This window comes from Nesterenkonia aethiopica, from assembly GCF_039534665.1.
In the GTDB taxonomy this organism is placed as follows: Bacteria; Actinomycetota; Actinomycetes; order Actinomycetales; family Micrococcaceae; genus Nesterenkonia; species Nesterenkonia aethiopica.
Genome location: NZ_BAAAVT010000016.1, coordinates 74,765 through 99,543, shown reverse-complemented (window position 1 = coordinate 99,543; position 24,779 = coordinate 74,765). Strand labels below are relative to the sequence as shown.

Annotated in this window: 21 protein-coding genes and 1 riboswitch; of the genes, 17 read left to right on the top strand and 4 right to left on the bottom strand. The window is 69.5% G+C overall.

The annotated features are described in order from the left end of the window. The first annotated feature begins 154 nt into the window (after nucleotides 1–154). A riboswitch (TPP riboswitch) is annotated at nucleotides 155–261 on the top strand. Then, nucleotides 258–2,069 (top strand): phosphomethylpyrimidine synthase ThiC, encoded by a 1,812-nt coding sequence (gene thiC, locus ABD658_RS12430; RefSeq protein WP_344684308.1) that lies wholly within the window; start codon nucleotides 258–260, stop codon nucleotides 2,067–2,069. It overlaps the preceding riboswitch by 4 nt. Before the next feature lie 33 nt (nucleotides 2,070–2,102). On the opposite strand, the gene ABD658_RS12425 is transcribed toward thiC, so the two are convergent. Continuing rightward, entirely contained in the window at nucleotides 2,103–2,879 is a 777-nt protein-coding gene (locus ABD658_RS12425) for an O-methyltransferase (RefSeq protein WP_344684305.1), read from the bottom strand. Between the two features lie 183 nt (nucleotides 2,880–3,062). Here ABD658_RS12425 and ABD658_RS12420 point away from each other — a divergent pair, with 183 nt between their 5' ends. The 8 genes from ABD658_RS12420 (at nucleotide 3,063) to ABD658_RS12385 (ending at nucleotide 13,106) form a co-directional block, all read left to right on the top strand. Beyond that, nucleotides 3,063–4,115 carry an acyltransferase family protein gene (locus ABD658_RS12420; protein ID WP_344684303.1) on the top strand — a complete coding sequence of 351 codons (1,053 nt, stop codon included), beginning with the start codon at nucleotides 3,063–3,065 and terminating at the stop codon, nucleotides 4,113–4,115. Between the two features lie 118 nt (nucleotides 4,116–4,233). Then, the gene (locus ABD658_RS12415) at nucleotides 4,234–7,287 is read left to right on the top strand and encodes a DNA polymerase III subunit gamma and tau (RefSeq protein ID WP_344744676.1); all 3,054 of its coding nucleotides are present in this window, start codon (nucleotides 4,234–4,236) and stop codon (nucleotides 7,285–7,287) included. Nucleotides 7,288–7,370: 83 nt separating this feature from the next. After that, entirely contained in the window at nucleotides 7,371–7,967 is a 597-nt protein-coding gene (gene recR, locus ABD658_RS12410) for a recombination mediator RecR (protein WP_070159174.1), read from the top strand. Between the two features lie 314 nt (nucleotides 7,968–8,281). Further along, complete coding sequence (locus ABD658_RS12405) at nucleotides 8,282–9,175, top strand: transporter substrate-binding domain-containing protein (protein ID WP_344684298.1); 894 nt, start codon at nucleotides 8,282–8,284, stop codon at nucleotides 9,173–9,175. An 84-nt stretch (nucleotides 9,176–9,259) separates the two neighbouring features. After that, nucleotides 9,260–10,084 (top strand): amino acid ABC transporter permease, encoded by an 825-nt coding sequence (locus tag ABD658_RS12400; protein ID WP_311025358.1) that lies wholly within the window; start codon nucleotides 9,260–9,262, stop codon nucleotides 10,082–10,084. Further along, entirely contained in the window at nucleotides 10,081–10,803 is a 723-nt protein-coding gene (gene ehuD / locus ABD658_RS12395; RefSeq protein WP_083277744.1) for an ectoine/hydroxyectoine ABC transporter permease subunit EhuD, read from the top strand. Before ABD658_RS12400 ends, ehuD begins: the two co-directional genes overlap by 4 nt. Next, nucleotides 10,787–11,614, top strand: coding sequence for an ectoine/hydroxyectoine ABC transporter ATP-binding protein EhuA (gene ehuA / locus ABD658_RS12390; RefSeq protein ID WP_344744672.1), 828 nt, complete (start codon nucleotides 10,787–10,789; stop codon nucleotides 11,612–11,614). Before ehuD ends, ehuA begins: the two co-directional genes overlap by 17 nt. Nucleotides 11,615–11,822: 208 nt before the next feature. Next, a complete protein-coding gene (locus tag ABD658_RS12385) occupies nucleotides 11,823–13,106 on the top strand; it encodes an aspartate kinase (RefSeq protein WP_344684295.1) in 1,284 nt (427 codons plus the stop codon). A gap of 121 nt (nucleotides 13,107–13,227) precedes the next feature. On the opposite strand, the gene ABD658_RS12380 is transcribed toward ABD658_RS12385, so the two are convergent. Next, the gene (locus ABD658_RS12380) at nucleotides 13,228–13,800 is read right to left on the bottom strand and encodes a GNAT family N-acetyltransferase (RefSeq protein WP_344684293.1); all 573 of its coding nucleotides are present in this window, start codon (nucleotides 13,798–13,800) and stop codon (nucleotides 13,228–13,230) included. A 292-nt stretch (nucleotides 13,801–14,092) separates the two neighbouring features. On the opposite strand from ABD658_RS12380, the gene ABD658_RS12375 reads away from it, so the two are divergent. Further along, nucleotides 14,093–15,055 (top strand): 3-methyladenine DNA glycosylase, encoded by a 963-nt coding sequence (locus tag ABD658_RS12375; protein WP_344684291.1) that lies wholly within the window; start codon nucleotides 14,093–14,095, stop codon nucleotides 15,053–15,055. Nucleotides 15,056–15,191: 136 nt separating this feature from the next. Further along, nucleotides 15,192–16,214 carry an NADP-dependent oxidoreductase gene (locus ABD658_RS12370; RefSeq protein WP_344684289.1) on the top strand — a complete coding sequence of 341 codons (1,023 nt, stop codon included), beginning with the start codon at nucleotides 15,192–15,194 and terminating at the stop codon, nucleotides 16,212–16,214. Nucleotides 16,215–16,311: 97 nt separating this feature from the next. Here the strand turns inward: ABD658_RS12370 and ABD658_RS12365 are convergent, their stop codons facing one another. Then, nucleotides 16,312–16,971, bottom strand: a complete 660-nt coding sequence (locus ABD658_RS12365; RefSeq protein WP_344684287.1) for an NADPH-dependent F420 reductase — start codon at nucleotides 16,969–16,971, stop codon at nucleotides 16,312–16,314. Between the two features lie 128 nt (nucleotides 16,972–17,099). Continuing rightward, nucleotides 17,100–17,882 (bottom strand): SDR family oxidoreductase, encoded by a 783-nt coding sequence (locus ABD658_RS12360; RefSeq protein ID WP_344684285.1) that lies wholly within the window; start codon nucleotides 17,880–17,882, stop codon nucleotides 17,100–17,102. A gap of 225 nt (nucleotides 17,883–18,107) precedes the next feature. Between ABD658_RS12360 and ABD658_RS12355 the strand changes: the two genes are divergently transcribed. The 6 genes from ABD658_RS12355 to purL all read left to right on the top strand — a co-directional run bounded on the left by ABD658_RS12355 (nucleotide 18,108) and on the right by purL (nucleotide 24,699). Next, nucleotides 18,108–19,169 carry an ABC transporter substrate-binding protein gene (locus ABD658_RS12355; RefSeq protein ID WP_344684283.1) on the top strand — a complete coding sequence of 354 codons (1,062 nt, stop codon included), beginning with the start codon at nucleotides 18,108–18,110 and terminating at the stop codon, nucleotides 19,167–19,169. Then, nucleotides 19,162–20,265, top strand: a complete 1,104-nt coding sequence (locus ABD658_RS12350; protein ID WP_425574512.1) for a FecCD family ABC transporter permease — start codon at nucleotides 19,162–19,164, stop codon at nucleotides 20,263–20,265. The genes ABD658_RS12355 and ABD658_RS12350 overlap by 8 nt, the downstream gene beginning before the upstream one ends. After that, nucleotides 20,262–21,104, top strand: coding sequence for an ABC transporter ATP-binding protein (locus tag ABD658_RS12345; RefSeq protein ID WP_344684279.1), 843 nt, complete (start codon nucleotides 20,262–20,264; stop codon nucleotides 21,102–21,104). Before ABD658_RS12350 ends, ABD658_RS12345 begins: the two co-directional genes overlap by 4 nt. 150 nt (nucleotides 21,105–21,254) lie before the next feature. After that, a complete protein-coding gene (gene purS / locus ABD658_RS12340) occupies nucleotides 21,255–21,506 on the top strand; it encodes a phosphoribosylformylglycinamidine synthase subunit PurS (RefSeq protein ID WP_070162059.1) in 252 nt (83 codons plus the stop codon). 2 nt (nucleotides 21,507–21,508) lie between these two features. Next, complete coding sequence (gene purQ, locus ABD658_RS12335; protein ID WP_344684274.1) at nucleotides 21,509–22,300, top strand: phosphoribosylformylglycinamidine synthase subunit PurQ; 792 nt, start codon at nucleotides 21,509–21,511, stop codon at nucleotides 22,298–22,300. 89 nt (nucleotides 22,301–22,389) lie between these two features. Continuing rightward, nucleotides 22,390–24,699: a phosphoribosylformylglycinamidine synthase subunit PurL gene (gene purL, locus ABD658_RS12330; RefSeq protein WP_344684313.1), complete on the top strand. Its 2,310-nt coding sequence runs from the start codon at nucleotides 22,390–22,392 to the stop codon at nucleotides 24,697–24,699. The last annotated feature ends 80 nt before the right edge of the window (nucleotides 24,700–24,779 follow it).

Sequence of the window (24,779 nt, the reverse complement as noted above, 5' to 3'; positions counted from 1 at the left end):
TCACCCCACATGCTTTCAAAGCATGTGCAGGCCCCTACATCCCCGCTATATCAACGATCCCCGGCCGTGCTGTACACACATTCTGGCCTATAACTCTCGCCCCAGGCCACCTCGTCACACGCCGACGTCGGCGTCGGGAGGTGCGTTACGCTCATCGAGTCCACACGGGTGCCCCTGCAGGGGCTGAGATCAGGCGATGCACGCCTGGACCGTCGAACCTGACCGGGTCATGCCGGCGTAGGAAGTGAGGGCTCATCATGAGCGATTTCTCTGTGCACACCGCCCCTTCGGCGAACACCACCGCCTCCCCCACGGAGGAGGCTCACCCCGCCCACGAGCGGGCCAGCATCACCGACGGCTCCGGCCTTGAGGTCCCCGTCACCCGGATCCACCTGCACGACTCGCCGGACGACTCCGCCAATGAGCCGTTCGAGGCTTACCGGACCGCGGGCCCCGGCGGCGACCCACTGGACGGGCTGCCGCCCTTCCGCGAACCGTGGATCCTCTCCCGGCAGGACTCCGAGGAGTACACCGGCCGGGGGCGTCACCTCGACGACGACGGCCGCTCGGCGGTGCGTCGCGGGGCGGCCAGCGACGAGTGGCGCGGCAGACGTCCCGTGCCGCGGCGCGCCTTTCCGGGGAAGAAGGTCACCCAGATGCACTACGCGCGGCGGGGCGTCATCACCGAGGAGATGCGCTACGCGGCCCTGCGGGAAGGCTGTGACGCGGAGAAGGTGCGCGCCGAGGTGGCGGCCGGGCGGGCCATCATTCCGAACAACATCAACCACCCGGAGTCCGAGCCGATGGTCATCGGACGGGAGTTTCTGGTGAAGATCAACGCCAACATCGGCAATTCGGCGGTCACCAGCTCCATCGCCGAGGAGGTGGACAAGCTGCGGTGGGCCACCCGGTGGGGTGCGGACACCGTCATGGACCTCTCCACCGGAGATGACATCCACACCACCCGAGAATGGATCCTGCGCAACGCCCCGGTGCCCATCGGCACGGTCCCGATCTACCAGGCCTTGGAGAAGGTCGACGGCGACGCCTCGGCCCTCACGTGGGAGGTCTTCCGGGACACCGTGATCGAGCAGTGCGAACAGGGGGTGGACTACATGACCGTCCACGCCGGAGTGCTGCTGCGCCATGTGCCGCTGACCGCCGAGCGCGTCACCGGCATCGTCTCCCGCGGCGGGTCCATCATGGCCGGCTGGTGCCTGGCCCACCACCAGGAGAACTTCCTCTACACGCACTACGACGAGCTGTGCGAGATCTTCGCCACCTACGACGTCGCGTTCTCCCTGGGCGACGGGCTGCGTCCCGGCTCCATCGCGGACGCCAACGACGAGGCCCAGTTCGCGGAGCTCGACACGCTCGCGGAGCTGACCCGACGGGCCTGGGAGCACGACGTGCAGGTCATGGTGGAGGGCCCGGGCCACATCCCCCTGCACCTGGTGCGAGAGAACGTGGAGCGTCAGCAGGAGCTCTGCCACGGAGCACCGTTCTACACGCTGGGGCCGCTGGTCACCGACATCGCCCCGGGCTATGACCACATCACCAGCGCGATCGGGGCCACCGAGATCGCCCGCTACGGCACCGCCATGCTGTGCTACGTCACCCCGAAGGAGCATCTGGGGCTGCCGAACCGCGAGGACGTCCGGGCCGGCGTGATCACCTACAAGATCGCCGCCCACGCCGCGGACCTGGCCAAAGGACATCCGGCCGCCCAGGCGCGGGACGACGCGCTGTCCAAGGCCCGCTTCGAGTTCCGGTGGAAGGACCAGTTCGCCCTGGCATTGGACCCGGAGACCGCCCAGGCGTTCCACGACGAGACCCTGCCGGCCGAGCCTGCGAAGACCGCCCACTTCTGCTCCATGTGCGGACCGAAGTTCTGCTCCATGCGGATCTCCCAGGACATCCGCGACGAGTTCGGCTCGGCGGAGGACCAGCGCAGGATCGTGGAGCAGGGCATGGCCGCCAAGAGCCGGGAGTTCGCCGCCGCCGGGGGCAGCGTCTACCTGCAGCCGGAGATCCCGGTGGGGCCGCCCGGAGCAGCCGCGGAGTCCTGAGCCGCGCCCCGCTCGACGAGGGCGGGAGCCGCCTCAGCCGTCCGTGACCACGGCCAGGCTGAACCCGTCCCAGCTCTTGGCCCCGACCGTCTGCACGGCGGTGGCCTCCAGGCGAGGGTGCTGACCCTGCAGCGTGAGGAAGCGGCGGATGCCCTGGACGTCCGGGTCCTCGGACTCGGCGTCCAGGACCGCGCCGCCGCGGACCACGTTGTCGCCGATGATGACGCTCCCGGTCCGGACCATCTCCATCACCAGCTCCAGGTAGCGGGGGTTGCCGGCCTTGTCGGCGTCGAGGAAGACCAGGTCGAACGGCGGACGGGCCCCTGAGGCGACCTCGTCCACCAGGCTCAGCAGCGTGTCCTCGGCGGGGCCCACGCGGATGTCCACCGTCTCCCCCACGCCGGCGCCGTCCAGGTTGGCCCGAGCGACGTCGGCGTGGTGGGGCTCCACCTCACAGGTGACCAGGCGCCCCTCGGCGGGCAGGGCTCGAGCCATCCAGAGGGTGGAGAACCCGGCCAGGGTGCCGACCTCCAGCACGTGACGCGCCCCGGAGATGCGGACCATCAGTTCCAGGTGCTTGCCCTGCGCGGCAGAGACCTCGATCGCAGGCAGCCCGCCCTCCTCAGCCCGACGCTGCACCTCGGCGAACTCGGGTCCGGGGCACGCCACCGTCTGCTCCACGTAGGCGTCGACGGCGGCGGCCGCCGGAGCGCCGACGTCGGGACCGGAGCGAGCCAGTGAGGACGACGGCGTCGGGATCTCAGCCGGGGTGCCGTCAGGAGCGGTGGTGTGCGCATCGGAGGTGTCCATGGTCGTCACCCTAGGTCCCCGTCAGGACGGAGGGAAGGGCACGGATGCCGCCGCCGTCCCCCCGCGGTCGAGCCCGGGCACGCACCGTCGACCAGCACGTTCAGGGAACTTCCAGGATCTGGACGGCACGGACCGGTACACTTCCTGCAGTCCTCCCTCCCCGAACCAGGAACCTGCACACCTATGTCCACACCCAGCAGCCCGATCACGGCGCAGTCCCCCGCGAGCAGCCGCATGCAGTGGATGGACCTGCTCCGCGGCGTGGCGGTGATCCTGGTGGTGATCCTCCACGCGGCGTCCATCCCGACGTCGACGGGCTCCGGCATCCGCGAATGGATCCTCACCAACCGGTACCTGGAGCCGTTCCGGATGCCGCTGCTGATGTTCCTGTCCGGAATGCTGCTGCCGCGCTCGCTGGCCAAGCCGCTGCCCCAGTACCTGTGGGGCAAGTATGCGGCCATCGTCTGGCCGGCGGCCGTGTGGATGGTGCTCTACGGGGTGTTCGTCTACCGCAACGGGCCCTTCGAGCTGTCCTACTGGATCACCGGCGACTATCTGTGGTTCCTGCTGGCCCTGATCATCTGTTACGCGCTGGCCGCCCTGCTGCAGAAGCTCCCCTTCCTGCTGGTCTCGGCGGCGATGATGGCCGCCGTCGTGCTGGTGGAGGTCCCGTCGGGGCTGCCCCACAAGACCTTGTACTACGGGGCGTTCTTCTTCCTCGGCGCCTGGGCCTGCCGGCACATGGACCGGTGGCTGCGAGCCCCCTGGATGCTGGTGGTGGCCATGGCCGTCGTCGCCGCGGTCTTCTCCCATCAGGGCCGGGAGGACCTGGCGCTGCGGATGGGCACCTGGCAGGCCGCCGGGATCTCGCTGCTGGGCCTGGGCGTGATCCTCTGGCTGGCTCCGCGGCTGCCCCGGGGCGGGGTGTCACGGTTCCTCGAATGGACCGGCCGCAGCTCGATCGTGGTCTATGTGGCGCATTTCCCGATCCTGGTGGTCATCCACCGGGCGCTCGCCCGCATGGAGGTCGCTCCGATCTGGCATGTCGGCATCACCACGGTGCTGGGCCTGGCGCTCACGCTGCTGATGGTGTGGCTGCGGCCCTGGACCACGTGGCTCTACGTCTACCCGCGGCAGAAACAGGTGGCGACGAGGCTCAAGGAGCGCGCAGCACGTCAGAAGTCCGCCCCGGCGGCCTCTCCGACGCCTGGGGCGACGCCCGACGTCGGCCGCTGAAGCCCTGATCCCGGGCCGCCGGGGGCGGTCCTCCCGGTGTGCCGGCGCCGCCGTGAACGCGCTGGCCGCCTGACCGGCCGAATGCATGTGTCCCACCCAGACGGTAAGGTTCTTCACTGTGAGCACAGCCCTGTACCGCCGGTATCGCCCCGACACGTTCGCCGATGTGATCGGCCAGGAGCACGTCACCGCACCCCTGGTCACGGCACTGGGCAAGGACGCCGTCTCACACGCCTATCTCTTCTCCGGGCCGCGCGGCTGCGGCAAGACCACCTCAGCCCGGATCCTGGCCCGCTGCCTGAACTGTGCGGAGGGCCCCACCGGCACCCCGTGCGGACACTGTGAGTCCTGCCGGGACCTGGCCACCGGCGGTCCGGGATCGCTGGACGTGATCGAGATCGACGCGGCCTCCCACGGCGGTGTCGACGACGCCCGCGATCTGCGGGAGCGGGCCACCTTCGCCCCGGTGCGGGACCGCTACAAGATCTTCATCATCGATGAGGCTCACATGGTCACAGCGGCGGGCTTCAACGCGCTGCTGAAGATCGTGGAGGAGCCGCCGGAGCACATCAAGTTCATCTTCGCCACGACGGAGCCGGACAAGGTCATCGGGACCATCCGCTCCCGCACCCACCACTACCCGTTCCGGCTGGTGCCGCCGGAGCCGCTGCTGGACTATCTGCAGCGGCTCTGCGAGCAGGAGCGGGTGCCGGTGGCGCACGGCGTGCTGCCCCTGGTGATCCGCGCCGGCGGCGGCTCGGTCCGTGACACCCTCTCCGTGCTGGACCAGCTGATCGCCGGATCCACCGAGGCAGGGCTGGACTATGACCGGGCCGTAGCCCTGCTGGGCTTCACCCACAGCGCGCTGCTGGACGACGTCGTCGACGCGGTGGCGGGCCTGGACGGCTCCACCGCGTTCTCCGTGGTCGACCGCGTGGTGCAGTCGGGTCAGGACCCTCGACGCTTCGTCGAGGACCTGCTGGAGCGGCTGCGGGATCTGATCATCGTGAAGTCGGTGCCGGACTCGCCCGGGTCGATCCTACGCGGCGTCCCGGACGACCAGATCCGCCGCATGCAGGCCCAGGCGGGCAAGGTCGGCTCCGCGGAGCTCTCGCGAGCGGCGGACATCACCGCCCAGGCGCTGACCGACATGGTGGGGGCGACCTCACCGCGGCTGCACCTGGAGCTGCTGATGGCCCGGCTGCTGCTGCCGCATGCTGATCAGGGAACCTCCAGCCTGGCCGCGCGGCTCGAGCGTCTGGAGCGACGCGTGGACTTCGTCTCCGGCTCCGGAGCGACTCCTCCCGCCGAGGACCCCACCCAGACCGCGGCCCAGCCGACATCCGCAGCTCCACCTGCCTCTGAGACGGTGCCCGCGCCGACGTCGGCGCCGCCTTCCGGCCAGGCTCCTGCGCCGGTGCCGTCGTCCGTCTCTGAGGCCCCCGCGCAGGCTCCGGCGGCCGAGCCCCTCGCGGCCTCGAACCCTGCTGCCGCCGCTGCACCCGCGGCGGCCTCCGCACCCGCAGCCGACGACGACGGCTGGGCCACCCCCGGCGTCCCGCGCCCAGGAGCTGAGTCCTCCCGCTTCGCGGAGGCGCCGGCAGCGCAGACGATCAGGCCCGAGGGCCCCACCGAGGAGGCTGCCGCTCCGGCAGACGTGCCCTCGGCTGCTCCCGGAGCCACACCGTCCGCTGAGCCCACACCCACCGAGGCGGAACCCACCGCGCCGGGACCCACCGCGCCGGGACCCACCGCGCCCGGTCCTGCCGACTCGGCACCGCCTCACGCGCCGGCCAACCCTGCCGCACCGCAGGGCACGGCCCCCAGCGGGTCCCGGGCGGAGATGATGCGCCGAGCCTGGCCGGAGATCGTCCAACAGCTGGCCTCCCAGTCGCGACTGCTGTGGATGCTGGTCAAGGACAACGCCTCGGTGGCCGGCTTCGACGGTCAGACTCTCACGATCGCGTTCACCAACGACGGCGCCCGCTCCACCTTCGCGAACCGACGCGGTGACCAGGCCCTCAACGCCGCCATCCAGCAGGTCCTGGGCCTGCAGGTCAGCTTCGACCTCATCACTGGAGGTGCTCCCCCGGCAGCTGGTCAGTCCCCAAAAGGTCCTAGCCGGCCGACGCCGGCACCCTCAGCGCAGCCGGACCCCGCGCCTGCTGGGTCGGACGGCTCGAGCCTGCCTCGTGAGCAGCACCCGCCACAGCCCGGCACCTGGAGCTCCCATGCGCAGACCACGCCGCCGGCGGCAGAAGCCCCCGCACGCCCGGCGCCCGTCGAGGCGGGCCCCGCAAGCCCCACCGGGCACGAATCGGACGGTGCCCCGGCCTGGATGGCCGAGGAGACGCCGGAGCCCTACGACGCGGATCCCGAACCGCCTCAGGCCCCGCCCTCGCCCCACCCGGCGTGGAACGGTCAGCCCAGCGGCGACCCGGCCGGCTCCGCCCTGTCTGCCGACTCCCCCTCGGAGGCCGGTGCGGCCACCGACCCCGTGGAGCTGACCGACCCTACCTATGGGCCCACCACCGCTCGGGTGCCCAGCGTCGAGACACCGGGAATGGAGGCATCCGACATCGACGTGTCCCGCGCCCAGACTCCCGCTCCGTACCCGCTTCCTGATCTCACTCCGCAGCCCGGGCCGCAGTCCGAGCAGTCCTCTGATCCGACCTCCGCGGAGGAGTCCGCGACGAAGCCTCGCGTGCCCGTGTTCGCCCGGCCGTCCAGCTCCCGGCCCGGCTCCTCTCGGACCCCGGCACCCGGTGCTCCCGCCGCGGAGGCGGTGGGCCCAGCCTCGGCGGCCCCGCGCGCGGAACGCAACGGCGCGCCGTCGGGAACCTCACCCGGAGCGTCCGGCCGGATCGCAGCCATCAAGGAGCGGATGGCCAAACGGGCGGCCGGGGCCGAGCCCCCGGGCTGGGACGACGCTCCTCCGCCGCCCGACCCCCTGTACGACCAGGGCCCTCCCCCAGGTGCGGCCCCCGGAGCGGGAGCCGGCCCCCGCAGCGAGGCTGGGACCGGAGCCGCTCCGGCCCCGGAGATCGAGGACATCCCCAGCGACGACGACATCACCGTGGAGGAGTCCACGGTGTTCGGCCGCAAGGCGATCGAACGCGTCCTCGACGGCACCCTGCTCGAGGAGCGTCGGCTGGGCGAGGGCCCCCAGTAGACTGACGCTCATCCGGCCATCTGCGCGTTCCGCCGTCATCGTGCCGCCCGTCCCGTCCCCGTTGAGAAAGGCGCGTCCTGACCGTGTATGAGGGTGCAGTCCAAGACCTGATCGACGAGCTCGGCAGGCTCCCCGGCATCGGGCCCAAGTCAGCCCAGCGCGTGGCCTTCCACATCCTGGAGGCCGACACCGAGGACATGCGTCGGCTCGCGGAGGCGATCGTCTCCGTGAAGGAGAAGGTGAAGTTCTGCCAGATCTGCTTCAACGTCTCCGAGCAGGAGACCTGCCGCATCTGCCAGGACGATCGACGGGACCGCTCCATCATCTGTGTGGTGGAGGAGTCCAAGGACGTCATGGCCATCGAACGGACCCGTTCCTTCCGCGGGCTCTACCATGTGCTCGGCGGCTCCATCAATCCGATCGCCGGCATCGGGCCGGAGCAGCTGCACATCCGCGAGCTGCTGAACCGTCTCTCCGACGACACGGTCCAGGAGGTCATCGTGGCCACGGATCCGAACTTGGAGGGCGAGGCCACTGCCACCTATCTGGTGCGCATGTTGGGCTCACTGGGCATCTCCCTCACCCGGCTGGCCTCGGGCCTGCCGGTCGGGGGCGACCTCGAGTACGCCGACGAGGTCACCCTCGGACGTGCCTTCGAGGGACGCCGCAGCCTCTCCTGACCCCGCCCTGGCGCCCTTGCGGCGAGAACGTTATCCAAGCGTGATGTTTCATTCCGACGAAGACATCACACCTGCTTTCCAGAGGCCATAGGGCCCTGCGCACACCCCCGCCGTCGCGGGAGTCCGTCCACCTGGCACCCATATCGTGACTCTTTTCCTCGGGGCATTCCTCGGAGGCTGGACGGGCGTCACAACTAATCAATCCGGGCAGAAAACAGTTTCCAAATCCTTTAGATGTCACTAGCGTGAGAACGAGTGCGCAGCGCGTGCTCACTCGCATCGACGACGGACACCACAGGATGAGGTACTCACGCATGGCCACCACAACTTCCCTGGCAGTGAAGGCCGGCGCGCTCAGCGCCGCCGCGCTGCTCGCCCTGACCGCCTGCGGCAACGGCGATGACACCGACGACACCACTGGTGACGGCAACGGCGAGGCCGCCGGCGAGGCGCTGACCATCGCGCTGTTCGGCGAAGAGCCCTACTCGTGGATCGATGAGGCGACCGGCGAGCCCACCGGCGCCACCATCGCCGTGGCGGAGGAGATCTTCGGCGAGCGCATGGGCTATGACATCACCATCGAAGAGGAGCCCGAGTGGGGCAACCTCATCCCGGGCCTGAGCGCCGGACACTGGGACGTGGTCTCCGCGGGCATGTCCATCAACGCGGAGCGCTGCGCCGAGGCGGCCTTCGGTGAGCCGGAGCTGGTCTACACCACCGCCCTGCTGGTGGAGGAGGGCAACCCGCACGACGTCCACAACTTCGAGGACCTGGCCAACGCCGACCTTGACGTCATCGCGCTGAGCGGCGCCGTGGAGTCCGGCTACATGGATGAGGTCGGCGTCGATCACGACACCGTGGACTCCGCCGATGACGGCATCGACTTCGTCCAGGGCGGCCGCGCCGACGTCTTCGCCCTGACGGCCATCTCCCTGGAGACCATGGCGGGCGACCAGGACGGCGTGGAGGTCACCGACTCCTTCGCCCACGAGCTCTCCGTGGGCGCCCACGCCTTCCGTCCCGACGACGAGGAGCTGCTCGAGGAGTTCAACGAGCACCTGAGCGACCTCAAGGAGTCCGGCGAGTACCTCGACCTGGTGAGCGAGTTCGGCTTCACCGAGGATGAGATGCCCCCGAGCGACCTGACTGCCCAGCAGCTCTGCGACGAAGACCCTGCCGAGCTGACCGAGCAGTACCTCGAGGACTGAGCCGCTCCGTCCGCTGATCTCTGCGGCCGGTTCCACCCGGAACCGGCCGCAGAGTGTGTCACCGCAGAGCTCTGAGAGGGGCCGATGAACTTCTGGGAAGACTGGCCAGGCTATTTCGAGGTCGTGGTCAACTGGTCCGACCGCCTGCTGGCGGGCCTGTGGACCACGGTGCAGCTGGCGCTCTACGGTGGGCTGCTGGCGTTCGCCGTCGCCGTCGTGCTGGGCCTGGCGGCCGGCAGCCCGAACCTCTGGCTGCGGATCCCTGCGCGGGTGATCATCGAGTTCTTCCGCGGCATCTCCCTGGTGGTCCTGCTGTTCCTGCTGCTGTACGTGCTGCCGCAGATCTGGATGCGCAACCCGGACCTGCCGTTCGAAGGACTGATCCGCAACACGTTCCTGCTGGGCGTGCTCGCCCTGGGCATCAACTACGGCGCCTATGGAGCCGAGGCCGTCCGGGCGTCCCTGACCACCGTGCCCAAGGGCCAGTGGGAGGCGACGACGGCCCTGTCGATGTCCTGGTCGCACAAGATGCGCCGCATCATCTTCCCCCAGGCGTGGGCGCTGATGCTCCCCTCACTGGCGAACCTGTGGATCCACCTGCTCAAGGGCAGCGCGATCGCCTACATCATCCCCTTCGTCAACGATTTCACTGCCGAGCTGAACAACCTGCGTCGTCCCACAGACATCTGGTTCTCCCATGCGTTCATCGGCCTGGTGGTCTATTTCATCCTGGCCCTGATCCTCACTCTGTTCATGCAGGCTCTCGAGGCACGCGCCAAGCACAAGCTCGGCCGCGGCCCCTCCTTGAAGGAGATCCTCTCTCCCAAGCCGCCCACGACAGTCCCGGAGTCCGTGGGCGCAGGTGCTGAGCCCACCGCCGAGAAGTCCGCTGCAGGAGGTGCCCGATGATCCAGCATGTGCTGCGCGCCGCCGACATCGAGGACCCCACTCTGGTCGACGAGGAGGAGGTCCGGGAGAGCCCGTTCTGGGATTGGGAGTTCGCCTTCCACGCCCTGCCGGACATGCTCATGGCCTTCCTGAAGGTCACCCTGGTGGTGACGGTGGTCGGCACCCTCATCGCCGCGGTGCTGGGCCTGGTGATCGCCATTCTGATGCGGGTGCTGCCGCGCCCCCTGGCCTGGGTCGTGAAGTGGATGGCCAACTTCATCCGGATGACCCCGCTGGTGGTCCAGCTGATCTTCATGTTCTGGACCTTCATGTGGCTGGACGGGATGACCATCGGCATCATCGTCTTCGGCGTCCACTACGCCACCTACATGTCGGAGGTGTACCGGGCGGGGATCGAATCCGTCCCCAAGGGTCAGTGGGAGGCGACGACGGCGCTGTCGATGTCCGCGGCACGGACCTGGCGGCGCGTGGTCATCCCTCAGGCGCTGCGCTCCACCGTGCCCTCCCTGGGCAACTATGCGATCTCCATGTTCAAAGACACCCCGTTCCTGATCGTCATCTCGGTGGCGGAGATGGTGACCGTCGCCGGGCAGATCGGCGCCCCCACGTTCCGCTACACCGAGGTCTTCGTGCTGGCAGGCCTGATCTTCCTGGCCGCCAGCTACCCCACTGCCCTTCTGATCAGTCGATTGGAGAAGCGTCTTGCCTACGCCCACTGACCCCTCCCCCGCCGGGGCCACGACGGTCTCCGAGGCCACCACACCGGTCATCGAGTTCCGTGATGTGGAGAAGTGCTTCGGCTCCAATGTGGTGCTCAAGGACCTGAACTTCACGGTCGAGCGCGGGGAGCGGGTGACCCTGATCGGCCCGTCCGGCTCCGGGAAGACCACCATCCTGCGCCTGGTGATGACTCTGGAGGAGCTCACCGACGGCTACATCTTCATCGACGGCGAGCCGCTCACCCATGAGCAGCGCGCGGGACGCCGGGTGCCGGTGTCCAAGAAGCGGCAGAAGCAGCTGCGCACCCGCATCGGCATGGTGTTCCAGCAGTTCAACCTGTTCCCCAACATGACGGTGCTGGAGAACATCATCGAGGCGCCCATCCACGTGCTGGGCCGCCCCAAGGCGGAGGCGATCGCCAAGGCCCACGACCTGCTGGAGCAGGTGGGGCTCTCCGACAAGGCCGACGCCCATCCGACGTCGCTGTCCGGGGGCCAGCAGCAGCGCGTGGCGATCGCCCGCGCCCTGGCCATGGACCCGGAGATCCTCCTGCTGGACGAGGTCACCTCCGCCCTCGACCCAGAGGTCGTCGGCGAGGTGCTCAACATCCTGCGCCGGGTCGCCGAAACCACCAATGTGACCATGCTGATCGTCACGCACGAGATGGGCTTCGCCCGGGACGTGTCGCACAAGGTCATGATGTTCGACGGCGGACACGTGGTGGAGTCCGGCCCGCCGGAGAAGATCTTCACCGACCCGGATCACGAGCGCACCCAGGCCTTCCTGGGCGCCGTGCTGGGCGACAACTGAATCACACGCAAGCTTCTGTCCGGTCTCGTTCCGGGCCTTCGGGCCCGAGGCAGACACTGGTGGCAGACGCTGCCGGACCCCCTGGTCCGGCAGATACGCCATCCACAGTGTGAGACCGGGCACTGAGCTGTGCCCCGTCGCGGAGCACGCTCATAGAATTGTCCGAAGTCCGCGATGAAACCCTGCACGGGAGTGAGACAACAACCCCATGAGCTTGATCGTCCAGAAATACGGCGGGTCGTCCGTGGCCGATGCCGAGAGCATCAAACGCGTGGCCCGGAAGATCGTCGAGACCAAACGCGCCGGCCACCAGGTCGTCGTCGTGGTCTCTGCGATGGGTGACACCACCGACGAGCTGCTCGACCTGGCGGCCGACATCACCGAGGCCCCGCCCTCGCGCGAGATGGACATCCTGCTGTCCTCCGGCGAGCGCATGTCCATGGCCCTGCTGGCCATGGCCATCCATCAGCTGGGCGAGTCCGCCCAGTCCTTCACCGGCTCGCAGGCCGGCATGATCACCGACGCGATCCACGGCAAGGCCCGCATCATCGAGGTCAACCCGCAGCGTGTCCAGGAGTCCCTCGACGCCGGCCATGTCGGCATCGTCGCGGGCTTCCAGGGCATGAGCCGGGAGTCGAAGGACATCACCACGATGGGCCGCGGCGGATCCGACACCACCGCCGTCGCCCTGGCGGCCGCGCTGAAGGCCGACGTCTGCGAGATCTACACCGACGTGGACGGCGTGTTCACCGCCGACCCGCGCGTGGTGAAGACCGCCCGCAAGATCGACGAAATCTCCAGCGAAGACATGCTCGAGATGGCCGCGGCCGGCTCGAAGGTGCTGCACCTGCGCAGCGTGGAGTACGCCCGCCGCTTCGGCGTGAAGCTGCACGTGCGCTCCTCGTTCAGCCAGCTCGAAGGAACCTGGGTCATCCCCGACCCCTCTGACGCCATCGCCACCCAGGAAGGTGAACCCTTGGAACAGCCCATCATCTCCGGTGTCGCCCACGACGCCTCTGAGGCCAAACTGACGATCACCGGGGTCCCCGACGTCCCCGGCAAGGCCGCGGAGATCTTCAACCTCATCGCTGAGGCCGGCACCAACATCGACATGATCGTCCAGAACGTCTCCGACGAGACGAAGACGACGAACATCTCCTTCACGCTGCCGGCCTCCGACGGCCAGAAGTCCACCGAGACCCTCACCGCGCACCAGGAGTCCATCGGCTTCCAGCAGCTGGACTACGTGCCCCAGGTGGGCAAGGTCTCCCTGGTCGGCGGCGGCATGCGCCACCACCCGGGCGTCTCGGCGAAGTTCTTCACCGCTCTGCGCGACGCCGGCATCAACATCGGCCTGATCTCCACCTCGGAGATCCGCGTCTCCGTGATCACCGACATCGAGGACCTCGACAGGGCCGTGCAGGCGATCCACACCGCCTTCGGCCTCGACGCCGAGGAAGAGGCCACGGTCTACGCCGGCACCGGCCGCTGAGACCTGCTCCTCCTGACCCCACCAGCTGGCTCCGCGGTGTGGGCCCTTATGACGCGCTCCCAACGCTGAAAAGGGCCCACACCGCGGAGCCATCGTTGTGCTGGGCGAAGGTGATCTGAGGTCAGGCCAGGGCCTGCGCCACCTGTTCCCGGCTGAGCTCCCGATCGGCGAAGATCAGCCGGACGGCGTCAGGGTCCGGATTCCCGGCGTCAGGACCACGGTGTCTCAGGAGCAGGCCAGCCTTCTCCGCCACTCGGGCGGAGGCGCGATTGTGCTCCAGGAGGTAGGCGATCACGGGAAGCTCTGGGCGCACCGCTCGGGCCGCCGAGGTCCCGGCGCGGGCCACCTGGGTGGCATAGCCTCGCCCGTGCGCCTCAGCGGCGAACCGGTACCCGAGATTCCAGCAGAATCCGCCGCGGACCGCGCAGCCGCCGTGGCCGAGCATGGCCCCTGACTGAGGGTCACGGACGATCCACGGCCCCAGCCCGTGCTCCTGCCACGAGCGCCGCCAGACACGGATCAGCTCGGCGGTCTGGGACTCGTCGGTGTGGCGGGCGTACGGAAAGTGCGTCCAGACCCGGGGGTCGGAATAGATGGCGTGGAGCTCGATCAGGTCATCCAGGTCCGGAGGCGTCAGCGTCAGGTCAGTGGCAGCAGCCGCGCTTGGAGCCGCCTGCGGAGGTTCAGTGCACATACGGGCACCTTATGATGAGGCCCATCCATTGACGCGGAACTGGGCCCAGTGCGGCTCGTCGGTCCCCGGCGATCCTGCCCGCAGAAACACTCAGGCGGCAGGTGCTCCCCTGCTCGGGGCGCTCCTGCCGCCTGGGCGTTCGGTGCGAGATACAGAGCCGATTCTAGCCGAGGATCCAGCCGGACGTCAGCATCTGCACGGCTTCGGCCCGGCGCCTGGACACCACCCGAACGGCTGGTCGCGGACCGCGCCCCCAGGTGCTCAGCGGGACCGGGTATCCTGACACGCGCCCATGAGCACTTCATCCGCCTCCGCCCTCGTCTGCGCCACCACGTCCGGGACTCCCCGCCCGGAGGATCGTCGCCTCATGCCCGCGGAGGCCCATCACGCACGGGCCCTGGAGCACCAGAGACGCGTCGCCGAGTACACGCAGGGCTTCCTCCAGCGGCGGCATGCCGGACAGAAGCACCCCGTGGAGGACTTCCTGTTCACGTACTACTCGCACTCTCCCGGGCAGCTCTCCCGCTGGCATCCGGGGGCCGGCACGGTGTTGGAAGGCGCTGGCGGCTCCGAGCAGGCCGGGTGGAAGTTCTACACCACCGTCGACGACGGCACCCCCACCGGCGGGGCGACAGTCGACGTCGAGGAGTTCAGGAAGGCCCGAGAGACCATGATCAGCTTCGCCCGCCGGCTGCTGAGCGCCACGGCGGCACGGCCCGCCCAACTGGGCTGCTTCGGTCTGCACGAGTGGGCGATGGTCTACCGATCGGTGCAGCACGGGCAGCGTCATGATCAGGTGCCGCTGCGCCTGGGGTCCGACGGCACCGATGAGGTGGTGGAGTCCCTGAACATCCGGTGCACCCACTTCGACGCCTTCCGGTTCTACACCCCGTCGGCCCGTCCCCTGAACGCACTGACCCCCACCCGGGAGACCCAGGTGGAGCTGGAGCAGCCGGGGTGTCTGCACGCCAACATGGACCTCTACAAATGGGCGTACAAGCTCATCCCTGCGGTCAGCAGCGATCTGCTGCTGGACTGCTTCGACCTCGCCTGGAGGATCCGTGAGCTGGACATGCGTGCCTCCCCCTATGACCTCGCTGCCTGGGGCTATCAGCCCGTGCGCATCGAGACCCCGCAGGGACGTGCCGACTACGCCCGGGCGCAGAAGGGCTTCACCGAGGAGGCTCAGGTCCTGCGCGGCCGGATCCTGGGAGCCCTGGACGAGGTGGACGCCCTGGCTGACGCGCGGGCCTGACGCCCTGACTGACGCGCCGCCGTTGCGGGATCCCTGCCCGCCGCGGTGAGCCGAACGTCTCAGCACAGAGGAGGAATACCGGGCCGCCACCCAGCGCTGAAGCGCATCAGGTGCACCCGTTCGGAAAGGACCACCGATGCCAGACTCCCGCGCTGTCACCAGTACACAGATCCAGCTGATCCGCCGCCCCTCCGGCCGCCCGACCCCTGAGGACTTCCGCACGGTCCGCCTCGAGCTGCCGCCGCTGGCCGAGGGCCAGGTGCGGGTGGCCAACGAATTCATCTCCGTGGACCCCTACATGCGCGGCCGGATGAACGACGTGAAGAGCTACGTCCCGCCCTTCGCCCTGAACGAGACCATGACCGGCGGCGCCGTCGGACGCGTGGTGGCCTCCCGATCGGAGTCCCTGCCCGTGGGCACCGCCGTGCTGCATCAGCTGGGGTGGCGCGACATCACCCAGGACGATGCCGAAGCGTTCCGCCCCGTGCAGGAGATCCCGGGGGCGCCGCTGTCCCTTCACGTGGGGATTCTTGGCATGACAGGGTTGACTGCCTATGTGGGACTGACCGCCATCGCCGAGCTGCGCGAGGGGGACACAGTGTTCATCTCCGGCGCGGCAGGCGCCGTGGGCACTGCAGCCGGGCAGATCGCCCGCCTGCTCGGCGCCTCCCGAGTGATCGGCTCCGCCGGCTCTGAGGAGAAGGTGGCGCTGCTGCAGGACAAGTACGGCTATGACGCCGCGTTCGCCTACAAGGACGCCCCGGTCCGCGAGCAGCTCCCCCGGCACGCGCCCGACGGGGTGGACGTCTTCTTCGACAACGTCGGCGGCGACCACCTGCAGGCCGCTCTCGATGTGATGAACGACGGCGGCCGCCTGGCCCTGTGCGGGGCGATCTCCCGCTACAACGCCGAGCGACCCGCCCCGGGGCCGGACAACCTGGCGAACCTGATCACCCGGGGCCTGCGCATGCAGGGCTTCACCCTGGGCGGCCACCTCCACCACGCCTCGGCGTTCCAGGAGCGGATGGCCGAATGGTTCCCCGCCGGTGAGATCGCCTACGACGAGACGGTCGTCGACGGCATCGAGAACGCGGTGGACGCGTTCCTGGGCATGATGGACGGCGCCAACATCGGCAAGATGGTGGTGCGCACCGCCTGACGGCGGACCATAGGACCCCCGACGAGATTCGGCCCCGGGATGCGGATCCCGGGGCCGAACGGCGTCCTGCCGTGGGCGCAGCTGGCAGGCATCCGACTCAGGCGTCGGCGAAGACCCGCTCACACTCCTGGGCCAGCAGGGCACGCATCTGCTCGGCGGTGTGCCGCCCGGCGAAGATCTCGGTGCCGTTCTCGAAGGCCCGGCCCGCAGCGAGCGGACCGGCGTCGACGGCGTCATAGCCGAGGCTGTCGATGAACCCGGCCACCAGCTCCTTGGCGTCGGCGTCGTCCGAGGCCACTCCCAGGGCTCGGCGATTCGGCGCCCCCGCCGGGTGGGAGTCGACCTCCAGGTCGCCGTAGCCGATGTGGTTCAGCGTCTTGACCAGGCGCACGTCGCCGAAGAACTCGGCGATGACCTCCGAGGTGGAGCGGCTGCCGTCGAACTCGTCCATCAGCCCGTCCACCGGCGCCCAGTAGTTCATGGTGTCGATGACCACGTGGTCCTGCAGCACGGAGGTGTCGATGCTGCGGTACTTGTGCAGCGGCACCGCCACGATGAGCAGATCAGACCCGCGCAGCTGCTGACGGTCCACCGCGGCGGCGCCGGGAACGATCACCTCAGTGAGCAGCCGGATGTCCTCGGCGGGACGTCCGGTGGCGATCTTCACCGTATGGCCGGCGCGCACGGCCTGACGCGCGACGGCGGTGCCCACACGTCCGGCGCCGAGGACGCCGATGGTCAGCGGCTGAGCGGTCATCTGCTGCTCCTGGAGGGTCGAGAGGAATCAGGGTCACAAGTACTTCCAGTTTGAAAGAACGGCGCGGCGGTGGGATTTGTTCCCACCGGACACCGGCCCCGAGACCCGGGAACCGCCCAGACGACCCGTCAGACTGCAGGCTGCTCCCCCAGCCACTGCTCGAACGTCGTGCTCGCGACGACGTCGGGGGCAGAAGGGATGAGGCTGCCGTCGCCGAGCGGGGTTCGCCCCACGGGGACGCGCAGCACCCTGACCCCCTGCTGTGTGGCGGCACCGGCGCGAGCTGCGGCCCGAGCCATGTCGATCTCCTCGGGGCCACAGACCTCCACAGCCGCCTTCGGCGTGGTGCTGAGCGCCTGCTCGACGACGACGTCTGCAGCCTCGGCAGCCGCCAGTGGGCGGGTGACCACGGCCGGCACCACGGCGAGCGGACCCAGCCGGATCTGGTCGAGGAACGTCGACAGCAGCTCGAACCACTGCGTGGTGCGCACGATGGAGATCCGCCCCGCCGCAGCCGGCGCGCTGCGGTACACCTGTTCCTGGATGGACTTGGCCTGGTAGTAGCCCAGCCAGCGGTTCACGCGGGGCTCCCAGCAGTTGACGATGGAGACGCACACGATCCGGGGCAGCGCCCCGCGGCGGGTGGTCTCGTCACCCAGGGCGGCCAGCACATTCTCCGCGGCCGTGCGGAAGAACCGGGCCGCGCGCCCCGCCGTCAGCGAGGGCAGATTCAGACAGTCGACGACGACATCCACGCCGGCCAGTGCCGTCCGCAGCGCCGAGGCGTCCAGCACGTCGACCCCGTGCGCCCGACTGATCGGCACGACCTCCTGGTCAGCCTCCTCCAGCCGGGACCGCACCAGGCTCCCCATGACTCCCCCGGCACCCAGGACGGCGATACGCTGCGACACTCCGAGCCCCTCCGGTCGACGGTGATGATCCTCATACTCTGACGCATATCCCGCCGTCACAGCGAGAGCCCCCGGCCTGCTCAGCGCGCTGCGGTGTCCGTCACGACACCTCCCTTCGATCATTTCACCAATACGGGGTTGATGTAATCCACTGAGGACCGGCTAAACTCATCCCTCGGGCCGCGTCCACGACGAACCCCACGTCGAGCACCTCGGGAGCACAGCATGAAGAGCCAGACGATCGCGAGCATGACCCTTGCGGCGGCGATGGCGGTGACGCTCACCGCCTGCGGTCCGTCGGAACCGGTGGACGAGGACCGGCCGGGCTCCGAGCCTGCCGACGAGACCCCCGACGAGGGGTCCACCGAATATCCGCTGACCCTGGAGAACTGCGGTCGTGAGGTCACCGTGGAGGCCCCGCCGACACGCGTGGTGTCACTGGACCAGAACTCCACGGAGATCCTGCTCTCCCTGGGCCTGGAGGACCGGCTCATCGGCACAGCCTCCTGGACGGACCCGGTGCTGCCCGCCTTGGCCGAGGCCGAGGAGGACGTCCCCCGGCTCTCGGACGACGCCCCCACCTACGAGGTCGTCCTCGATGCCGACCCGGACTTCATCACGGCCTCCTTCGGCCGTCATTTCGCCCTGGAGGGAGGTGTCGCCTCCCGCGAGCGATTCGACGAGACCGGCATGGAGTCCTATCTGTCTCCCACGGACTGCGAGGACGGCACCTCGATCAACGGCGGAGGGACGCGCACGCGGATGCTGGAGATCGACACGCTCTACACCGAGATCCGTGAGCTCGCCGCGATCTTCGACGTGCCCGCCCGCGGCGAGGCCCTCGTGGCGGACCTCGAGGAACGTGCCGAGGAAGCGCTCGACGGAGTCGACGCCGACGGCGCCACCGTCGCCTTCTGGTTCGCGGACACCCGCACCCCGTACATGGCCGGCGCCTATGGCTCAGCCGCACGCCTGGCGGAGATGTCGGGTATGGAGAACGTGCTCAACGACGCCCCGGACGACTGGCCGGCGGTGGGCTGGGAGACCATCGTGGAGAGGGACCCCGATGTCCTCGTGCTGGGCGACCTCCAGCGAGCACGATTCCCCGGAGACCTGCTGGAGGACAAGATCGAGTTCCTCACGGCGGATCCGCTGGCCCGGACGCTCGACGCCGTCGAGGACCAGGAGTACATCGCCCTGCACGGCGCGGAGATGAACCCCTCCATCCGATTCGTCGACGGCCTGGAGAAGATCGGTGAGTTCTGGAAGGAGCGGGACGCTGAGTAGCACCGCCCCCGCCCCTGTGCGCTCCGCTGCTGCCCGCCCCGGTCCGGTGCACGTCGTCGCCAGACGCGCTCCGCGGGCCCGCGCCGCAGCGACTCTGGTGACGCTGACCCTGGCTGGTCTCGTCCTGCTGGCGCTCTCCGTCGGCGCTGCGGTCACCCTCGGTCCCGCCGAGGTCTCGCTGGTCAACGTGCGCGACGTCATCCTCAACCACGTCGCCGGCACGCAGATCCCAGTGCGCGCCTCCGAAGACGCGATCGTTTGGGAGGAACGGCTCCCCCGGGCGCTGGTCGCGGCTGCCTGCGGCGCCGGGCTGGGCCTGTGCGGGACCATCATGCAGTCGCTGCTGCGCAATCCGTTGGCCGACCCCTATGTGCTGGGGGTGTCCTCCGGCGCCTCGACCGGCGCAGTCGTCGTCGGGGTCCTCGGTCTGGGCGGAGCGTCCCTGGGGCTCTCCGGCGGGGCCTTCCTCGGCGCCCTGCTGGCATTCGGCCTGGTGCTCGCCCTGGCCCGGATGGCAGGCGGGGGGCACGACCGGGTGGTGCTCGCCGGTGTGGCCAGCACCCAGCTGTTCTCCGCGGTGACCTCCCTGATCATCTTCGCATTCGCCGACTCCGACGGGACCCGCGGCATCATGTTCTGGCTGCTCGGATCTCTGGAGGGAGTGCGCTGGGCCGACGTGGCGCTGTGCACAGCGGTGGTCCTCGCCGGCGCGCTGGCCTGTCTGCGGTGGGCCCACGTGTTGGACGCCTTCGCCTTCGGCGACGAGGTCGCAGCCTCATTGGGCCTATCCGTCCGGCGGGTCAGACTGAGCCTGCTGCTGCTGACCGCGCTGATCGCCGCGACGCTGGTCAGCGTGGCCGGTGCGATCGGCTTCGTGGGACTCGTCCTGCCGCACGCCGCGCGGCTGCTGGTCGGCAGCCGGCACGGGCTGCTGGTCCCGACGACGGTGGTGCTGGGCGCGATCTTCATGGTGTGGGTCGACGCCGGCTCACGGGTCGCCTTCGCACCCACCCCGCTGCCCGTCGGAGTGGGCACCGCGCTGGTCGGTGTCCCCGTGTTCATCGTCCTGCTCGCACGGCGCCGGAGGGTCCAATGAGCCTGAACGCCGAGAACGTGAGCTGGACCCGCGGGGGCTCGCTGGTCGTCGACGACGTGACGCTGCGCCCTTCCCCCGGGGACACCGTCGGACTGCTGGGCCCCAACGGGTCCGGCAAGTCTTCCCTGCTGCGGCTGATGCACGGGATCGTGAAGCCCTCCTCCGGGGCGGTGCTGCTCGACGGCGAACCGCTCGCCTCCGTCCCGCGGCGTCGCATCGCGCGCACGGTGGCGGTGGTGAGCCAGCATGCCGACACCGACACCGACATCAGAGTGGAGGACGTGGTCCGACTCGGCCGCATCCCGCACCGCGGAGCCTGGGGCGGGGACGCCGTCGCGGACGACGCCGCCGTCACGGAGGCGCTGGAGCAGACCGGACTGCAGCACAAGGCCGACCAGCTGTGGCACACGCTCTCCGGCGGAGAACGGCAGCGGGCCCAGATCGCCCGGGCGCTCGCCCAGCAGCCCAGCGAGCTGCTGCTCGACGAACCCACCAATCACCTCGACATCCGCCACCAGCTGGAGCTTCTCAGTCTGGTCACACGGCTGCCCCTCACCTCCGTGGTGGCGCTGCATGATCTGAACCTGGCCGCGATGTTCTGTGACCAGCTGGTCGTCCTGCACCAGGGCGCCGTCGTCGCCGGCGGAGCCCCGGACGAGGTGCTCACACCGGAGCTGATCGCCAGGGTGTACCAGGTCGAGGCCGAGGTGCGTCATGACCCTGCCCGGGGTCGCGTCGAGGTCACCTTCGAGCCGCGCGCCGAGCTCGCCGTCCCGCGCCGAGACGGGGAGGTCTGTGGTCCTCGTCGCACGGACTCCAGCCCCGTCATCAGCCGGTAGACTTGACCCGCAAGCTCGCGGAGCGCCGGGAGCCCGCCGTCGCCAGCACGACGTCGGCACCCGACGTGAGACGGCACCGACCGCTGCATCCCTTCAGGGCCCAGTGCTGTCCGCGGGCACGTTCACCCGCACACAAGCACAGGAGACCCCATGCCGCGCATCGTCGTCGAGGTCATGCCCAAGCCTGAGATCCTCGACCCGCAGGGCAAGGCCATCGCCTCCGCCCTCCCCCACCTCGGCTTCCAAGACTTCTCCGCAGTCCGCCAGGGGAAGCGCTTCGAGCTGTCCGTGGACGGCGAGGTCACCGACGAGGCCCTCGCCCAGGCCCGCAAGGCCGCCGAGGAGATGCTCTCCAACCCCGTCATCGAGGACGTCGTGGACGTGCGGGTGGAGGACGCCTGACCATGACGGAGACCCCCCTGATCGGTGACCTCGGCACCCCCTCCGACGGCGCCCCGCTGGACGGCGCCCGCATCGGCGTCGTCACCTTCCCCGGCACTCTGGATGACCGTGACGCCGCCCGCGCGGTGCGTCTGGGCGGTGGCACCGCAGTGCCGCTGTGGCACGCCGACGACACGCTGTCCGACGTGGACGCCGTCGTCATCCCCGGCGGATTCTCCTACGGCGACTATCTGCGCGCCGGGGCGATCTCCCGCTTCGCCCCGCTGATGAGCCGCATCACCGAGGCCGCCGCCGCGACCGCCGGTGCCCCGCTGCCGGTGCTGGGCATCTGCAACGGATTCCAGATCCTCACCGAGGCGCACCTGCTGCCCGGCTCGATGATCAAGAACGACCACCTGAAGTTCCGCTGCGCCGACCAGGTGCTGCGCGTGGAGAACACCTCGACCGCGTGGACCAGCCAGTTCACCGCGGATGAGCTCATCACCGTGCCGCTGAAGAACCAGGACGGCCAGTACGTCGCCGACGAGGACACTCTGGCCCGGCTCGAGGGCGAAGGCCTGGTGGCCTTCCGCTACGTGGGCTCCAACCCGAACGGCTCGCGGCACGACATCGCCGGCGTCACCAACGCCCGCGGCAACGTGGTCGGCCTCATGCCGCACCCCGAGCACGCGGTGGAGGCCGGATACGGCTCCGACGACGCCACCGGCATGCGCAACGGCACCGACGGCCTGACCGTGTTCACCTCGATCGTCTCGTCCCTCGCCGACTCCCCCTCTGAAGGAGGCGCCCTGTGAGCACCGAGTCCACCACTCGCACCGCCCAGGACCAGCCGCAGGACCAGTCCAACGCCCAGTCCGCGCACACCCCTGCGACCGCGTTCAACATCGACACCGTCGAGCATGCCGCCGCCACCCCGGAGACCGAGCTCCCCTGGGCCGAGCTGGGCCTGAAGGAGGACGAGTACGCCCGCATCCGCGAGATCCTCGGGCGACGTCCGACGGCGGCGGAGCTGGCCATGTACTCGGTCATGTGGTCCGAGCACTGCTCCTACAAGTCCTCCAAGGTCCACCTGCGCCAGTTCGGCGACAAGGTCACCGAGGAGATGACGAAGGACCTGATGGTCGGCATCGGCGAGAACGCCGGGGTGACGAACCTCGGCGACGGCTGGGCCGTGACCTTCAAGATCGAGTCGCACAACCACCCCTCCTATGTGGAGCCCTACCAGGGTGCGGCCACCGGGATCGGCGGCATCGTGCGGGACATCATCTCCATGGGCGCCCGCCCGGTGGCGGTGATGGACCCACTGCGCTTCGGCGACATCGACCACCCGGACACCAAGCGCGTGCTGCCGGGCGTGGTCTCCGGCATCGGCGGCTACGGGAACTCCCTGGGACTGCCGAACATCGGCGGCGAGGTCGTCTTCGACTCCGTGTACCAGCAGAACCCGCTGGTCAACGCCCTGGCCGTCGGGGTCATGCGCCATGAGGACATCCGCCTGGCCAACGCCTCCGGTGTGGGCAACAGGGTGGTGCTCTTCGGGGCGCGCACCGGCGGCGACGGCATCGGCGGCGCCTCTGTGCTGGCCTCCGAGTCCTTCGACGACACCAAGCCCTCCAAGCGGCCCGCCGTGCAGGTGGGCGACCCGTTCTCCGAGAAGGTGCTCATCGAGTGCTGCCTGGAGCTGTTCCATGCCGAGCTGGTGGAGGGCATCCAGGACCTGGGTGCGGCGGGGATCTCCTGTGCCACCAGCGAGCTGGCCTCCAACGGGGAGGGCGGCATGCACGTGGAGCTGACCGACGTGCTGCTGCGCGATCCGTCCCTGACCCCGGGCGAGATCCTGATGTCCGAGTCCCAGGAGCGCATGATGGCCGTGGTCACACCGGCCAATGCCGAGGCCTTCGAGACAGTCATGGCCAAGTGGGGCGTGGAGTACTCCTGGCTGGGCGAGGTCACCGACACCGGTCGGCTGATCATCGAGTGGGACGGCGAGACCATCGTCGACGTCGACCCGCGCACGGTGGCCCACGACGGCCCCGTCTACGAGCGCCCGTACCACCGCCCCTCCTGGCAGGACGAGCTGCAGGCAGACACCTTCCGCGCCTCCGCGCAGGGGGCGGACCTGCCTTCCTCCGGGGAGCAGCTGCGCGAGGCCGTGGTGGAGCTGATGACCAGCCCCAACATGGCCGACTCCTCCTGGATTACGGACCAGTACGACCGCTTCGTGGGCGGCAACACCGCCCTCTCCCAGCCCGACGACGCCGGAGTGATCCGCGTGGACGAGACCACCGGCCTCGGCGTCGGGCTCTCCACCGACTGCAATGCCCGCTACGCCTACCTGGACCCCTACGCCGGCGCACAGCTGTCCCTGGCGGAGGCGTACCGCAATGTGGCCACCTCGGGTGCGGTGCCGCAGGCCGTCTCCGACTGCCTGAACTTCGGCTCCCCGGAGGACCCGGAGATCATGTGGCAGTTCGCCGAGGCCGTGCGCGGCCTGGCGGACGGCTGCCAGGAGCTGGGCATCCCGGTCACGGGCGGCAACGTCTCCCTCTACAACCAGACGGCGGGCCGGGCCATCCACCCGACCCCCGTGGTGGGTGTGATGGGCCGCTTCGACGACGTCTCCCGCCGCACCCCCTCAGGCTTCGAGCGCTGGGCCGACGGCCAGGCGATCTACCTGCTGGGTGTGACCGGCGATGAGTTGGACGGCTCGGAGTTCGCCCGGCTCCGGGGCCACCTGGGCGGTGTGCCTCCGCAGGTGGACCTGACCGCGGAGAAGACCCTGGCCGAGATCCTCATCAACGCCTCCCGGGACGGCATGATCGACGCCGCCCACGACCTCTCCGAGGGCGGCCTGGCCGCCGGACTGGCGGAGATGAGCCTGCGATTCGGCGTCGGCTCCCGGGTGGCCGTGGACGGGATCTGCGAGCGCGACGGCGTAGACGCCTTCACCGCGCTGTTCAGCGAGTCCCAGGCTCGCGCCGTCGTCGCCCTGCCCCGCTCCGAGGAGGTGCGGTTCACGGACATGACGACCGCCCGCGGCTTCGCGGCGCTGCGGATCGGTGTGGTGGACGCCCAGTCGGGCGAGATCGAGGTGGCCGGGCCGTTCGACGGCGGTTCCTTCACCCTCGGACTGGACGAGCTGCGCGAGGCCTGGAGCGCGGTGATCCCCAGCCGCTTCGGCTCGGAGATCTGAGCCTCACACCCCTGCATCGAGTGGCCACGAATCCCGGCATCTCCCCTCCCGACACGGCGTGTCACCGGGGAGATGCCGGG